Here is a 14,493-nt window from a genome sequence, read left to right on the forward strand (position 1 = left end):
TTTACCACCCTTCATACAACAGTTTGAGCATCTCTTCGAGCTCTTCATATGTCAGGCCGACGAGCTTGGCTTCACTGACGGCTTCTGCCATTTTTTCTTCAATCATTTTTATTTTTGTTTCACGGAGCATGTCTTTATTGATGGCTGCCACATATGAGCCCTTTCCGGCAACGGTGACAATGAACCCTTCTTTCTCAAGCTCATCATAGGCTCTTTTCGTTGTAATCACACTGATTTTCAGCTCTTTGGCCAAGTTTCTGATCGATGGGAGCGGCTGTGTTTCCGAGAGCGCTCCTTTGACGATCTGCTCCTTTAATTGGTTGACGATCTGAAGATAGATCGGTTCGTCTGAAGCGTTTGAAATAATAATGTTCAAAGCATGACATCCCTCAATTCGTTATTACTGTATATATACAATATAAACAGTAATAACACCTTTGTCAATTGTCTCTTTTAAGCTGGAGATGTGCCAGGCTTAACACTGAAACGTTATTTCTTTCAGGCGGCGCCAAATCATAAAATCCCAATTTCTCTAAGTTAAGACACTTAGAGAAATTGGGATTTGAAATGCCGTTGATCTCAAGTTAACGGCCTATACTCCAGAATAGGCGGAGAATCCTCCGTCAACCGGTATGACAGTGCCGGTAACAAACCGAGAGGCTTGGTCGCTTACCAACCACAGTAATGTTCCGATTAGATCTTCCGGGTCGCCGAATCGATCCAGGGGTGTTTGCTCCAATATTTTTTGCGCTCTCTCTGTATATGTTCCGTCTTCCCTACACAATAACCGCTTATTTTGTGCGGTCAGGAAAAAGCCTGGGGCAATAGCGTTGACGCGAATCCCGGCTTTTGACATATGCACAGCAAGCCATCTGGTGAAATTGCTGACAGCGGCTTTTGCGCCGCTGTAGGCCGGGATTTTTGTCAGAGGCGTATATGCGTTCATGGAAGAGATATTAACGATCACATTTCCGTCTTGACCTGCCATGTCTTTTGCAAATACTTGGGTGGTTAACAGTGTACCTAGAAAATTCAAGTCAAAGACAGATCTGACACCTTCCAAATCCAAATCAAAAAACGTTGTTAATTGTTCACAATTCAAATCTTCCTTATACAAATATTCTTTATCTGTCGTTCCCTTTGGATGGTTGCCGCCTGCTCCGTTAATGAGAATGTTGCATTTGCCAAATGTCCCGCTAATCTGTTGTTTTGCTTGTTCCAGGCTTTGTTTATCAAGGACGTTTGCAGCAATGGCGATCGCTTCGCCCCCGTTTTCCTGAATCTCTTTCGCTACCTTTGCTGCAGAAGTTTGTCTTCGGCTCATTACCGCTACTTTTACACCGCATTGAGCCAATGCTTTTGCAAAACAGCTGCATAACATTCCGCCTCCGCCTGTTACTACAGCCACCTTATCTTTCAAGTTGACATGAAAAGGAATTTCCATGATCATCCCTCGTTTCTGTTTGCTGTTAGTGTTCCGCGTTTATAGGAGAACCGATTTCTTTCTTTTGCCAATTCTTCCCATATTCCATTTAAGTATGTCGCGCCCAGCGCCCGATCATATAATCCGTAACCCGGCTTTCCGGTCTCATTCCAAATCATTCTTCCGTGATCCGGCTTCACCGGTCCGGCAAAGTCTATGTCTCTTAAAGCCCTTACGATTTCATACATATCGAGAGAACCGTCTTCCGAACGATGAGAGGATTCCTGAAATGACTTTTCTCCGATTCTTTTAATATTTCTAAGATGTACAAAATTGACTCTTCCTTTTTTTCCGAAATAATGAATGAATTCTGGAATGTCATTGGTTGGATTTGCACCGAGTGAGCCGCTGCATATACACAACCCGTTAAATGGGCTGTCATAAAGGTTTACAAACCGCTCCAAATGTTCTTTATTCGTCATGATTCGCGGTAATCCAAAAATGGACCATGGCGGATCGTCCGGGTGAATTGCCATTCTTACTTCTTCTTCTGCAGCTACCGGTATAATTTCTTGAATGAAATGCGAAAGGTTTTTCCATAAGTCCCCCTCTGTAACTCGTTGATATTGTTGAAACAGGCTGCGTAACTGTCCATCTGCATAGCTTGTGTCCCAGCCGGGAAGTTTAAGACCGCCATTTAACGGATTCATTTGCTTTACTTTTTCGTCTTCATATATGAGTGCTGTCGAACCGTCTTCTAATGGATAATCTAGAGAAGAACGAGTCCAGTCAAAGACAGGCATAAAATTATAGCAAACCATTTTAACACTCGCTTTTGCCAAATTGCGTATCGTTGTTTTATAGTTTTCAATATATTGATTTCTTGTCGGCAGACCTAATTTGATATCTTCATGAACGGGTATACTTTCGATCACACTTAGCGTTAAACCGTGCTTTTCAATTTTTTCTTTGAGCTCCGCAATTTTTTTATACGGCCATGCTTCCCCTGCGGGAATATCATAAATCGCCGAAACAATGCCGGTGACCCCGGGAATTTGACGAATGTTTTCCAACGTGACCGGATCGCTGTCTCCATACCATCGAAACGTCATTTTCATATCTTTTGCACATCCTCGTTTTTGAATTTCACCAGCAATTATCTAACGGCAAACTGTACGAAACCTGCTTGTTTTCATTATTCGGCGTGCTGCCATTGATCATCAGCTTTCTGTTTTCTGCCTTTGGCATATGAAAAGTGAGTTGATCATACGGAAGCTCATATGTGCCTTCCTTTCGAACAGACAGTCTGATTTCGTCTTCTGTTGTCTCCATGCCCACATGAATCAACGCGAATACGTGCCGGTATTCATTCGATATCCCATCATCTTCATACAGCCGGTAAAATGATTTTCCATTTCCTTGGCAGGGGAATAAAATAAAGCCTCTCTCATCCTTGTTCTTTGTTTGGAATGTCGCTTCTGCATCATTTACCGGTATAATCGCCCCTGCTTTTGCTAAAAGCGGAGTATGGTGTAACGGTGCCGGCAGTACGACTGTTTTTCCTCCTTCATACCATGTTCCAGTATGGAAATCGTACCAGCCTTGTTCATGCACTGGTAAATACACCTCCCGCTCCGTCATTCCTTTCTCGACAACGGATGCAACAAGCAGTGATTCACCCAGGATAAAATCGTCGTTTTCTGCAAATGTTCTTTCGTCATGTTCGAAATCATAAAATGTCGGACGAATGATCGGCTGATCGTTTTGGTGGGCTTCATACAGTGCTGTGTAAAGGTATGGGATGATCCTATGTCTGAACTTGATCAATTCTCTGACGGCATCGGTTGCTTCCGGATACATCCACGGTTCATTCACCGTTCCGTCATCGTTCCACGAATGAATCGTAAATCTCGGATGCATGATGCCGTTTTGCACCCATCGTACGAATAATTCCGGTTCCGGGGCAGAGCCTGAGAATCCGCCGACATCATGGCCAAAATTGTATATGCCTGATAGGCTTAAGCCGATGCCTGTTTTGATGTTATATTTTAATGTTTTCCAGCTTGTGCGGTTGTCACCTGTCCATGTTTGTGCATAACGGTGCATGCCGCAGCAGCCGGATCTTGAGATAAGGTACGGGCGCAATTTCGGATTGTATTCCAGCTGCGCCTCGAAAGACGCTTTCATCATCAGAAGCGGGTGAAGCGCGCGTATCAGTTCAAAATCCATTTCTTTGCCGAAGCCGTGGCACTTGGCATTTTCGCTCCATATTTCAAACTCGTTATTGTCATTCCAAGTCGAATCAACACCATATTCAAGCAGCCTTTCTTTTACTTGGGCTTTCCACCAGTCGAACGTTTCCGGGTTCGTAAAGTCTAAATAAGCTCCGATATCATCCCAAAATTGGGCTGTTTCAGGCTTTTGCGTTTCATTGTTGATGATGACCATCTCTTTTTCCTGTAGTTCATCAAAGTACGGATGATCCTTTAGCAAACACGGTTTAATGTTTGCGACTAAGCGTAAGCCCTTCTCATGAAAGTGTTGAACCATCTCTTTTGGATCCGGGATTTTGGAATCGTCCCAGGTAAAAACATAACGTTTGTCACCGATCGAAGTGTATCCTGACGATAATTGGAACGAGTCGCATAATATATCATGTTTTTCACAAAGACGAACGAAACGTTTTAATTGTTCCTGAGCGTTTGGCGCATCGGTGTAGCTCATCGTTGAGCCCGAGTAGCCCAAACTCCATTTCGGAGGCAAAACGGTTTTGCCTGTTATCCAGGAGAACTTCTCAACAACATCTTTTATTTTCGGTCCTGCTATGAAATAGTAGTCTAAGTCTCCTCTTTCCGCTTGATAATAACGATACAGTCCATGATAGTTATCAAGCTCGGCGCCCATATCAAAAATAGAGGCTGATAGATTGTCATAGAATATGCCATAGGAAATACCTGTCAGCTTATTTCTCGTCATATAAAATGGGATATGTTTGTATAGCGGATCTGACCACTCCGCATCGTAACCCATCGCATCTATATTTAACATCCGGTAGCGCTTGCCGTGTTTATCGAGATTGCCGGTTTTTTCGCCAAATCCAAAGTATTGGTCTTGAAGATCGCGTTGTAAATAATGGTGTATACCTTTTCCCAAAGCACCGCCAAAGTTATATGCTTGTGTTTGCCGATCGTTTGCAGCATTGATCCATTCAGAGCCATTGTGAAAAAACCAGTTGATCTTGAACCCGTTCAATTGAATATGAAGCTTTAGCTTGCCGGTTTTCACGATAAAAACGTCTTCGATTTGCCGGGATTCGTATTGGGGTAATGTGAATCCTCTCGTGTCTAAACGATGGCGGCCCTCCACCGGCACGTCGGTTTGCCCGGGTGCAACGCTCCACGTTTTTTCAAGGGTTGGCGCTCCTTCCTCCGTCAACCAAATCCGAATCACATCTTCTTCAAGAATGAAGATTTTCGCTTGGGTATCCCCTTCATTTAAATGAAAATGCAGTACATTATTTTCTTCTTTTACAAATGTAAACATATAGGCTTCTTTAATTGCCATGAAACCGATGCCTCCCTCTTTTTTTTGCGTTTTAAAGTCCAAATAATTGAGGCAGCATTAAGCTGATTTGCGGAACATAAGTCACGAGTAAAAGGACGATGATGATGGCGGCATAAAATGGCAGAATCGGTTTAACCACTTGTTCAATCTCAACATTTCCTATGCCGCACCCGACAAACAGCGCACTCCCCACAGGTGGCGTGATATTGCCGATACAAAGGTTAAAAACGAGCATGATCCCAAAATGAACAGGATCCATACCGAAGCTTTGAACAACTGGCAGAAAGATTGGAGTAAATATTAATACGGCCGGAGTGATGTCCATAAATGTGCCGATGATGAGCAGAATGATATTCATCATCAGCAGGATGATGATTGGATTATCGGTCAATCCTAACATGCCGCTGCTGATGGCTGCCGGTATCCCTGTAAAAGCCAGCACCAATGACAGCATCGTTGAAGTCCCGACCAAGAACATAATTACAGCCGTGATTTCAACCGTTTCCAGCAGCATTTTGGGAAGCTGTTTCAATTGAAATGTCCGATAAAAGAGCGACAACAATAAGGAATAAACAACCGCTATTGCTGCTCCTTCGGTTGCCGTAAATACACCGGCGATAATACCGCCGATTACGATCACAATAAGCAGCAGGCTTGGAATCGCTTCCAAAAACACTTTAAAACCTTGGCTGATCGGAATTTTTGAGGCTGCAGGATATTTCTTCTTTTTTGCAATCAAGCAGGCGACGGCCATTGTAGCCATTCCCCATAAAATTCCGGGCAAGTAGCCAGCTACAAACAAAGCGGCTACAGACGTTCCGCCGCTAACGAGTGAGAAAATGATCAAAAGACCGCTTGGCGGAATAAGCAAACCCGTCGGCGCTGAAGCAATATTGACTGCAGCAGAATAAGCCCGGTCATATCCTTCTTTTTCCTGAAGCGGTGACATGACCCCGCCGATGGCCGCCGCACTAGCCACGGACGAACCGGAAATGGAACCGAAAAGCATATTCCCGACGACGTTTGTATGCGCCAGCGAGCCGGGCAATCTGCCGCTGAGCAGCTTTGCAAAGTGAATGAGCCGGATCGCGATCCCGCCATTATTCATCATAATGCCTGATAAAATGAAGAACGGTACCGCTAATAAAGAAAAATTGTCAATCCCTGTGACCATTTTTTGGGCCGCTGTGAAAATGGCGACATCAAAAGGAAAAATGGCAAGCATCGTCACAATCGACGCCGCCGCAATACTGACAGAGATCGGTACACCGAGAAACAACAAAATGAAGAATACCGCCGCTAAAATGAGGCTTGCTTCAATGGCCATAACGTTTCCCCCCTTTTGGTCTGAAAAAGATTTCGTCACATCTTTTCTGCTCTTTCTACATATTCACCTGATTTTTGTTTTCTATATAAATGTTCATATAAATCGGCCAAGCTGTACCCCATGATGAGGACGCCTGCCACAGGAAGTGAAAGATAAACATACCCAACCGGAATTCCTAATGCCGCTGAAGATTGCCCCATTGTGATGAATACCGCTTTCAAACCTCCCAACACCATCACAATCAGAGCAAAAGCAACCAAAAGAATCTGAATGATAAGATGAACGAAAACCTTTGTTCTAGCTGGGAGTTTTCGAACGAGCCATTCAATGGCCAAGTGCTTTTTTTTCGAAAATGCATAGGCACCGCCCAGCATCGACACCCATATTAACGAATAACGCAAAAATTCTTCTGAAAACGTACTAGGAGTATTCAGCACATATCTCGTAAATACTTGCCATATCGCGACCAGAACCATCACTGCCATCAATGTAACTGTCAAACATTCAATCGTTTTATCCACTGCTTTTTTTAAAGTGTGCATTTATATCCCTGCCTTATGAAAAATGATCCGAAATCCCTCATACCTGCAGCGTCATTTTAAATTTTTAACTTTCGCGCGAATGTTCCTGTAGTATGTTCCAGTCGATTTTTTATTGGCAAACTGATTATGGAGCGGACTTACCGCTTTCCGGAATTGTGCTTTGTCCGGCTTGTGAAATGTTACACCCATCTTCTTTGCTTTTTTTACCGCTTTTTCGGTTTCCTCAGCCCAGACGATTTTATGAAACGCCGTAGATGTTTTCGCAGCTTCCATCACCGCATTCTTTTGCTCTTTTTTTAATTGATTCATCTTGTTCAAGTTCATGATTAATATATCCGGCACCATCGCATGCTCTGTGTAGGAGTATTCCTTGGCCACCTCCCCATGATTGCTGCTTGTTAAAGCCATTTCATTGTTTTCGGTGCCGTCAATGACATTTGACTGCAATGCCGTATAAACCTCACCGTAAGCCATTGGGGTAGGTGCTCCCCCCATTAATTCAACCATCCGGATCGCGGTGGCGCTCGGCTGCACCCGAATTTTTAAACCTTGAAGGTCGTCTGGATGCATGATCGGCTTGTTCTTTGTATAAAAGTTTCGTGATCCGGCATCATAGTAGGTTAACCCGATGAATCCCAGGCTTTTTGTTGTTTGGTAAATGTCTTTTGCAATATCACTGTCCATTACTTCGTAGAAATGATCCTTGGTGTCAAATAAATACGGCAGGCTGAAGAGTGAGTAAACGTCGGAGAAGCTTTCCAAAGCGCTTGCACTTACTTTTGCAATGTCGACTGCCCCTGTTTGTGTCATTTCGATCACTTCACGTTCTGAACCGAGCTGAGCATTAGGATACAATTGCACTTTAACGGCGCCATTTGTTTTCTTTTCCACTTCTTTTGAAAATTCAACTAAAGACTTGTGGGTGGGATGCGCCTCATTATGATTATGGGCGAGCCGCAACATGACCGTTTTATCAGCTCCTTTTGAATCAATGCTTTTACATCCCGTAAGCATTCCTGAAACTAAAGCGCATACGAAAAACACAGATAGGATTTTTCTCATGATCTCCCCTCCTTAAATGGCATAATGTTTCAGATTTTCTTGCATTGTCTTACAGTCTGATCGGTTTTGATAGCGTTTACATTCTTTCTTAAATGGCGAATGGGGCGCCTCAAATGAAAGCGTCTTAAGGTTTACCCTCCAATCATTGGGTTGTGTTATTTTAAATCAACCTCCTTCCCGTTGCTTTAACAACGTTGTTAAAAATAAGCCGCATTATCTGGAAAAACATTTTAACAACGTTGTTATTTTAGGTGTCAAATTTATGTGATTGTTATTTCATGAAGTATCATTTATAATAACAACGTTGTTATTATAAATGATAAAGTTCTTTTTGAAAATTTTCAATATTATATTTTTAAATCTTTTGGAGGATCCAAAATGAATGTAACAATTAAAGACATCGCACGGGCTTCCGGTGTAAGTTATTCAACTGTCTCAAAAGCTTTGAGAGACAGTCCTCTTGTTAAGCCAGAGACAAAGAAAAGAGTCCTGCAATTTGCCGAACAATTAGGATATACTCCAAATTTTGCAGCGAGAAGCTTGGCATCTAAAAAAAGTCAAACGATCGGCCTTGTCTGGCCCACAATTGAAAGGATCGCTTTATCAGCTCTTGTTACAAAAATAAATGAAGTCGTGGAAAAAAACAATTATTCAATGATTTTGTCTGTGAACAATGCGAAAGAAGCTGTGGAATTGTTTAAGAGTTTTCGTGTGGATGGAATCATGATTTTTGAAGAAGGCGGTGAAACTCAACTGGGCACTGATGCAACTTTAACCATCCCCATCTTATCCTATGGGGTGTCTGGTGGCAACACACATCCGATTGTCGATGTAAACCATAAAAAAGCGATTTTCAAAGCGGTTACGTACCTGTATCAATTAGGCCACAAAAACATTAGTTATGTCGGTGACCTATCCCCTGATGACAAGCGTCAAAGCGAAAAATATAAAGGTTTTGAAGAGGTCATATTGGCGACCGGTTTGAAATTAAATCAAAACAGTATGGCAAACACGAATGGGTTAAGTTGGTATGACGGTTATTCGGCCGCCAAAAAACTTTTGCAGCAATCTCAAAAACCAACAGCGATTATTAGCGGAAGCTATGATATCAGCGTAGGGGTTTTACGAGCCGTAAAAGAGCAGCGCTTAAACATTCCCAAAGATTTATCTTTAATTTCCTATGATAATATTCCGCAAATGGCAAGCCTTGAAACCCCGTTGACTAGCGTAGGCGTTCCCATCGATCAATTGGCGCACAAAATGGTCGATTCTTTGCTGTCTCTGATTCGTGAGCCCAATTCAATCCCTTTAACACAAAAAATGGACCCTGAAATCAACATCCGCATGTCTTGTGCCCCTCCAGCGGCTGTCAAGTAAACAAAAGATAGGGTTCTGCGTCTTTTTTTAAAATCGAAACAGTCGTTCATCATAGTTTTCCCCCGTGAAAAAGACTATGCAACCAGTGTGTTTCGGTACTTTTCCGGAGCACACTGGTTCGCTCTTCCCCTGCACTCTTAATAGTGGTTTTAGAGCGGCAAATAAAGTCTGCCTTGACTTCTTTTAAGGACGTGCCCTCACGATTTTTTACCCAATCTTTAAGCAGGGTTGAACTCCGAAGCCTTCATTCATCAGATCATGCATGATCGCTTTTGTTTCTTTCCTCATATATCTTGCCGGTTTTTATCTTAAACGCTGAACTGAATGTTGTCCGCCTTTTTCAACTAAGATCCCCTAGTCAAATCGAAGTAATCAGGGACATCTCATTGTAAAACGTCCTTAATATCCGCCCAGCCTATGGCGATAGCTTTCACATGCATGTTGCCGTAGCGGATTTTTTGGGAGGCGAATGTCCTTCCCCCTAATCTTTCATAAAAGGCGGCTGATGGATTATCGGCCAATACCCAAACCATCAAGGAATTCATGTTTTGCTTTTTGAGCTCCCTTGCCACAGTCTGCATCATCCGCCGGCCGATTCCCTGCTTGTGATACCGCGGTAAAAGATAAATCGCGGACACTTCACCTTGATATGCGCTGTGCTGCAGGCGGCTCGGCCCTCCTGAGGCAAAGCCTGCGATGCTGCCGCCTGTCTCCTCTGCAACAAAGACAACCTCTTGATCGTTGGGATCGCTTAAAGATGTTTTCCAAAGGTCTGCCTGTTTTTTGAGTGAAAGTGTTGATAATGTATCGTCCGGCAGAATTCCTTGATATGCCGCTCTCCAGGTTTCCACATGAACGTTTGCGATTTGGTCGGCGTCCTCCGCTTTAGCTTTTCTGATGATCATACTTGTCCACTCCTATCAAGTCATTACGTAAGATTATAACATGGGCATGCTTGTTTCCGGTTGAAATAAAAAAAGCCCAGATTGATTTCAATCTGAGCCCTGTCTGTGAATTATTCGCCGTCTTGTGCAAAACGCTTGATCCGTTCGCCGATTTCATCGCGCACCCGCTGGAAAAATGCCCATTTTTCTTCTTCGGTTCCCTCAGCTTTTGCCGGATCGTCAAACCCCCAGTGTTCGCGCTTGACGTGCGGCGGTGTCATCGGGCATTTGTCAGCCGCGTCTCCGCACAGTGTAACGACAAGATCCGCATTGTTTAAAATATTTGGATCAATGATATCTGATGTCTGTCCGGAAATATCGATGCCGGCTTCCTTCATGGCTTTTACGGCATTCGGATTTAATCCGTGCGCTTCAATGCCCGCGCTGTGGACGTTCCATTCGTTTCCAAGGTATTGTTTCGCCCAGCCTTCAGCCATTTGACTGCGGCAGGAGTTGCCTGTGCATAAAAAATAAATGGTTTTCTTTGACATAGTTCATCGTCTCCTTTTTTAATGGATGAAAAGCAGCCAGACATAAAGTCCGACAAGTGTGATAAAAAGTGTAGGAATCGTTAAAATGACGCCTGTTTTAAAATAGGTTCCCCAAGAAATCCTCACGCCTTTCAATGAAAGGACATAAAGCCATAAAAGCGTCGCCAGGGAGCCGATCGGCGTGATTTTCGGACCGAGGTCGGAACCGATCACATTGGCATAGATCAAGGCTTCCCTCATGATGCCGTGGGTATCCGTGTGCTGAATCGCAAGCGCATCGATCATAACCGTCGGCATGTTGTTCATGACAGCAGACAGTATGGCTGCGATGAAGCCCATGGCAATCGTCCCCGCAAACAGTCCGTGATCAGCGGCAGCTTCTATCACCTGTGAAAGGACAGCTGTTAAACCCGCGTTTTTCAGTCCGTATACGACGACATACATGCCAATCGAGAAAAAGACGATCGCCCAAGGAGCGCCTTTCAGCACTTTTTTCGTTTCAACAGCCGGACTGTTTTTCGCAGCCATTAAGAAGATGACGGCAATCACCCCCGCAATGATGGATACGGGTATGGAGAAGAGCTCACTGACGAAATAACCCGCTAAAAGGACGGCCAATATGAACCATGACAAGCGGAACATCTTCCCGTCTTTAATGGCCTCCCCCGGCTGTTTCACATATGTCATATCATAATGACGCGGGATGCTCTTCCGGAAAAACAAATAAAGGACGATCATGCTTGCAACAAGGGAAAACAGATTTGGAACGATCATCCGTCCCGCGTATTCGATAAAGCCGATATGAAAGAAATCGGCCGAGACGATGTTAACAAGGTTGCTGACGACAAGCGGCAGTGATGTGGAGTCGGCGATAAAACCGCTTGCGATGATAAAAGGAAACACCAGCTTCTCCTCAAAGTTCAGGGCGCGCACCATGGCGAGAACGATCGGAGTCAATATTAAAGCAGCTCCATCATTGGCAAACAGTGCGGCGACAACGGCACCCAAGACGGAAATATAGATAAACATCCGAATGCCGTTTCCTTTTGCTGCCTTTGCCATATGTAAGGCAGCCCACTCAAAAAATCCGATTTCATCCAGTATTAGAGAAATAATGATAATCGCCACGAAGGCTAAAGTTGCGTTCCAGACAATACTTGTCACATCTAGAACATCCTGAACATTAACAACTCCCGCGATGAAGGCCAAAACAGCTCCCCCGCAGGCCGACCAGCCGATGGATAAATTTTTCGGCTGCCAAATGACGAATATAAGCGTCAGCAAAAAAATGATGATGGCTAAAACCGCAGACGTCAATTGTAATCCTCCCTTGCCTATTGATGGTCCGTATATAATAAATTGATTATATAAAGGGATGTTTATATTGAGAATACAGGAGGCCAACCGGACATTGAATGCTTTCCCTCCTATTAACTGCACGAAACAGGTTTTTCTTTCGATTTAACGGCTTGAAAAACTTCATCACCGTCATCAAGCTGTTCCACAATGCTAAGCACTAATTCCCGTGCGGGAAAATCGTCATTGAGAGAATAGAACCGCCATTGCTCCCTTCTTTCTTCCTTGATCATGTTTGCTTTCTTCAACTTTCGCAAATGCTGGCTGATCGCGGGCTGGCTCGTTTCGAACATGTCGACAAGCTGGCAGACGCAATACGATTTCTCCTGCAGCAGCTTCAGCATGAGCAGCCTGGTTGGATCGCTTAACATCTTCATGCAGTTGACAGTGCTTAAAGAATCAAGCTTTGTTTGTACAGCCATAGCAATGGTCCTCCTCATGTTTGCCTGATGATTTCAGTCAGTATTATATAATTAATCGTTTATATAATCAAGAGTTGATGAAAAATATTTTTCCTTCTCCATTTGTGTTCACTCATCATGGCATCGAGCTGGCGATCATAATACGGCTAAAATCATCGTCTTCAAAGTAGAAGTTATATCCAGCTGTTTTATGACTTGTCAAGCAGATGATGATTCCACATATCGTTGAACATCCCCATATGATGAAGCCGTTTGTGTAAAAAAAGCCAAAAAAAAGAGAACACCTGCATGAATGATGACGATCAAAGGCACCGTGAAGATCGGTTTAATATGCGGCAATAAGATCCCCTCCGAAGGAAATGATGTGATAATCGCCCTGTTAACTGGAATGTTTCCGAAGTCTGTTTACGGCTTTTGCCCGATCAATTGACTGCTTCCCTCATTAGTATTGCAACACTTCCGGAAGCCATTTTTTCCTTAATGCGTGTTTAAATTCACGTATCACTATGCAGCCTTGCCTGCTATTTCAAAGGTTTGCTGTCGAATGATTTCAGGTGAAGTTGAATAAAAATGAGATGGAAGCACCCAACCATTGATGTCAGGGAATTTATCAAACGGACAAATGCGCTTGATACTACTCTATTAAGAAGGAAGGAAGCGTTGATGAAAAAGCTTTGCCGAGAAGTTTGGGTGGAAGTCGATCTTGATGCCATTAAGAAAAATTTACGTGCCATTCGCCGTCATATTCCAAAGAAGAGCAACATTATGGCTGTCGTAAAAGCGAACGCTTATGGTCATGGGGCGGTAGAAGTGGCGCGCCATGCACTGGAATATGGAGCGAGTGAGCTCGCTGTTGCCAGCCTGGAGGAAGGAATCGAAATACGAAAAGCGGGGATTAAAGCACCGATCCTTGTGCTCGGTTTTACACCCCTTAGATGTGTGAAAGAGTCAGCAGCTTGGAATATTACGTTATCGGCATTTCAGGTTGGTTGGATTAAAGAAGCGAACGAGATATTGGAAAATGAAGCGGAGACGAACAGGTTGAATATCCATATTAATGTGGATACTGGCATGGGGCGATTAGGTGTACGGACAAAAGAAAAGCTTTTAGAAATCGTGAAAGCACTTACGGCAAGTAAATTCCTTAGATGGAAAGGGATTTTTACACATTTTTCCACAGCCGATGAGCCGGATACGACACTCACAAGAGTACAGCACGATAAATTTATCAGTTTTCTTCGTTTTCTAAAAGATCAAGGCTTTGAGCTGCCCGCAGTTCATATGAATAACACGGCTGCATCTATCGCTTTCCCGGAATTTAGTGCTGATATGATTCGTTTAGGTATAGGTATGTATGGATTATATCCTTCAGCCTATATCGAGCAGCTGGATCTCGTGAAGCTTACACCTGCCTTAAGTTTGAAGGCGCGTATCGCTTATGTGAAAAAAATGTTGACAGAACCGCGGACCGTCAGCTATGGTGCTACATACATTGCAGACCCCGGGGAGGTCATTGCTACACTCCCGGTCGGCTATGCTGACGGTTATTCCCGTGAACTGTCCAATCGAGGGGTTGTTCTTCATCGCGGAAGACGAGTGCCGGTTGCAGGAAGAGTGACAATGGACATGATCATGGTTAGTTTAGGAGAGAGTGAAGGTAAACAAGGAGAGGAAGTCGTGATTTACGGCCGGCAAAAGGGAGCTGAGATTACCGTTGATGAAGTTGCCGAAATGCTTGACACGATTAATTATGAAGTTGTATCTACTATAAGCCGCCGCGTCCCTCGAATTTATATTCGCGATGGTGAGATTTTGAAGGTGTCGACTCCAGTATTATACGTGTAGCTTTTGATCGGCATTGGAAGATCGCCGTCAATTTGTCATCACCGCCGCCCGACAGAAATCCGTGTCGGGTTTTTTCTTGTCCATAAGGAAGAGTTCGTGGAATATTTTGCCTTATCCGGAGACAAAATACTTTTAAGATG

The 14,493-nt window shown here is 43.8% G+C and carries 13 protein-coding genes; 2 read left to right on the top strand and 11 right to left on the bottom strand.

The window, feature by feature from the left end; all coding sequences use genetic code 11:
- Position 1: 1 nt before the first annotated feature.
- The 7 genes from ACINLD_RS05635 to ACINLD_RS05665 all read right to left on the bottom strand — a co-directional run bounded on the left by ACINLD_RS05635 (position 2) and on the right by ACINLD_RS05665 (position 7,918).
- Complete coding sequence (locus ACINLD_RS05635; RefSeq protein ID WP_077736689.1) at positions 2 to 376, bottom strand: GntR family transcriptional regulator; 375 nt, start codon at positions 374 to 376, stop codon at positions 2 to 4.
- Between the two features lie 216 nt (positions 377 to 592).
- On the bottom strand, positions 593 to 1,444 hold the full coding sequence (locus ACINLD_RS05640; protein ID WP_077736688.1) for an SDR family oxidoreductase: 852 nt from the start codon (positions 1,442 to 1,444) through the stop codon (positions 593 to 595).
- 2 nt (positions 1,445 to 1,446) lie between these two features.
- Positions 1,447 to 2,541, bottom strand: a complete 1,095-nt coding sequence (locus ACINLD_RS05645; protein ID WP_077736687.1) for a mannonate dehydratase — start codon at positions 2,539 to 2,541, stop codon at positions 1,447 to 1,449.
- Between the two features lie 28 nt (positions 2,542 to 2,569).
- Positions 2,570 to 4,987: a TIM-barrel domain-containing protein gene (locus tag ACINLD_RS05650; protein WP_077736686.1), complete on the bottom strand. Its 2,418-nt coding sequence runs from the start codon at positions 4,985 to 4,987 to the stop codon at positions 2,570 to 2,572.
- 31 nt (positions 4,988 to 5,018) lie between these two features.
- Positions 5,019 to 6,314, bottom strand: a complete 1,296-nt coding sequence (locus ACINLD_RS05655) for a TRAP transporter large permease (protein ID WP_077736685.1) — start codon at positions 6,312 to 6,314, stop codon at positions 5,019 to 5,021.
- A 35-nt stretch (positions 6,315 to 6,349) separates the two neighbouring features.
- Complete coding sequence (locus tag ACINLD_RS05660) at positions 6,350 to 6,856, bottom strand: TRAP transporter small permease (RefSeq protein ID WP_077736684.1); 507 nt, start codon at positions 6,854 to 6,856, stop codon at positions 6,350 to 6,352.
- A gap of 51 nt (positions 6,857 to 6,907) precedes the next feature.
- Positions 6,908 to 7,918 (bottom strand): TRAP transporter substrate-binding protein, encoded by a 1,011-nt coding sequence (locus ACINLD_RS05665; RefSeq protein WP_410206944.1) that lies wholly within the window; start codon positions 7,916 to 7,918, stop codon positions 6,908 to 6,910.
- Positions 7,919 to 8,296: 378 nt separating this feature from the next.
- On the opposite strand from ACINLD_RS05665, the gene ACINLD_RS05670 reads away from it, so the two are divergent.
- Positions 8,297 to 9,295 (top strand): LacI family DNA-binding transcriptional regulator, encoded by a 999-nt coding sequence (locus tag ACINLD_RS05670; RefSeq protein WP_077736682.1) that lies wholly within the window; start codon positions 8,297 to 8,299, stop codon positions 9,293 to 9,295.
- A gap of 383 nt (positions 9,296 to 9,678) precedes the next feature.
- On the opposite strand, the gene ACINLD_RS05675 is transcribed toward ACINLD_RS05670, so the two are convergent.
- From ACINLD_RS05675 to ACINLD_RS05690, 4 genes are all read right to left on the bottom strand, one after another.
- Entirely contained in the window at positions 9,679 to 10,200 is a 522-nt protein-coding gene (locus ACINLD_RS05675) for a GNAT family N-acetyltransferase (protein ID WP_077736681.1), read from the bottom strand.
- 110 nt (positions 10,201 to 10,310) lie between these two features.
- Positions 10,311 to 10,730: an arsenate reductase (thioredoxin) gene (gene arsC, locus ACINLD_RS05680; protein ID WP_026587314.1), complete on the bottom strand. Its 420-nt coding sequence runs from the start codon at positions 10,728 to 10,730 to the stop codon at positions 10,311 to 10,313.
- A gap of 18 nt (positions 10,731 to 10,748) precedes the next feature.
- The gene (locus tag ACINLD_RS05685) at positions 10,749 to 12,047 is read right to left on the bottom strand and encodes an arsenic transporter (protein WP_077736680.1); all 1,299 of its coding nucleotides are present in this window, start codon (positions 12,045 to 12,047) and stop codon (positions 10,749 to 10,751) included.
- 113 nt (positions 12,048 to 12,160) lie between these two features.
- On the bottom strand, positions 12,161 to 12,508 hold the full coding sequence (locus ACINLD_RS05690) for an ArsR/SmtB family transcription factor (protein WP_077736679.1): 348 nt from the start codon (positions 12,506 to 12,508) through the stop codon (positions 12,161 to 12,163).
- A gap of 663 nt (positions 12,509 to 13,171) precedes the next feature.
- Between ACINLD_RS05690 and alr the strand changes: the two genes are divergently transcribed.
- On the top strand, positions 13,172 to 14,353 hold the full coding sequence (gene alr / locus ACINLD_RS05695) for an alanine racemase (protein WP_026587317.1): 1,182 nt from the start codon (positions 13,172 to 13,174) through the stop codon (positions 14,351 to 14,353).
- The last annotated feature ends 140 nt before the right edge of the window (positions 14,354 to 14,493 follow it).

The organism is Bacillus sp. z60-11 (assembly GCF_046464135.1).
GTDB lineage: Bacteria > Bacillota > Bacilli > Bacillales > Bacillaceae > Bacillus > Bacillus sonorensis_A.

What these genes read in the sequence shown, in the direction of transcription:
- ACINLD_RS05640 (WP_077736688.1), bottom strand. Translation starts at nt 1,444, where the DNA reads ATGGAAATTCCTTTTCATGTCAACTTGAAAGATAAGGTGGCTGTAGTA.
- ACINLD_RS05645 (WP_077736687.1), bottom strand. Translation starts at nt 2,541, where the DNA reads ATGAAAATGACGTTTCGATGGTATGGAGACAGCGATCCGGTCACGTTG.
- ACINLD_RS05650 (WP_077736686.1), bottom strand. Translation starts at nt 4,987, where the DNA reads ATGGCAATTAAAGAAGCCTATATGTTTACATTTGTAAAAGAAGAAAAT.
- ACINLD_RS05655 (WP_077736685.1), bottom strand. Translation starts at nt 6,314, where the DNA reads ATGGCCATTGAAGCAAGCCTCATTTTAGCGGCGGTATTCTTCATTTTG.
- ACINLD_RS05660 (WP_077736684.1), bottom strand. Translation starts at nt 6,856, where the DNA reads ATGCACACTTTAAAAAAAGCAGTGGATAAAACGATTGAATGTTTGACA.
- ACINLD_RS05665 (WP_410206944.1), bottom strand. Translation starts at nt 7,918, where the DNA reads ATGAGAAAAATCCTATCTGTGTTTTTCGTATGCGCTTTAGTTTCAGGA.
- ACINLD_RS05670 (WP_077736682.1), top strand. Translation starts at nt 8,297, where the DNA reads ATGAATGTAACAATTAAAGACATCGCACGGGCTTCCGGTGTAAGTTAT.
- ACINLD_RS05675 (WP_077736681.1), bottom strand. Translation starts at nt 10,200, where the DNA reads ATGATCATCAGAAAAGCTAAAGCGGAGGACGCCGACCAAATCGCAAAC.
- arsC (WP_026587314.1), bottom strand. Translation starts at nt 10,730, where the DNA reads ATGTCAAAGAAAACCATTTATTTTTTATGCACAGGCAACTCCTGCCGC.
- ACINLD_RS05690 (WP_077736679.1), bottom strand. Translation starts at nt 12,508, where the DNA reads ATGGCTGTACAAACAAAGCTTGATTCTTTAAGCACTGTCAACTGCATG.
- alr (WP_026587317.1), top strand. Translation starts at nt 13,172, where the DNA reads ATGAAAAAGCTTTGCCGAGAAGTTTGGGTGGAAGTCGATCTTGATGCC.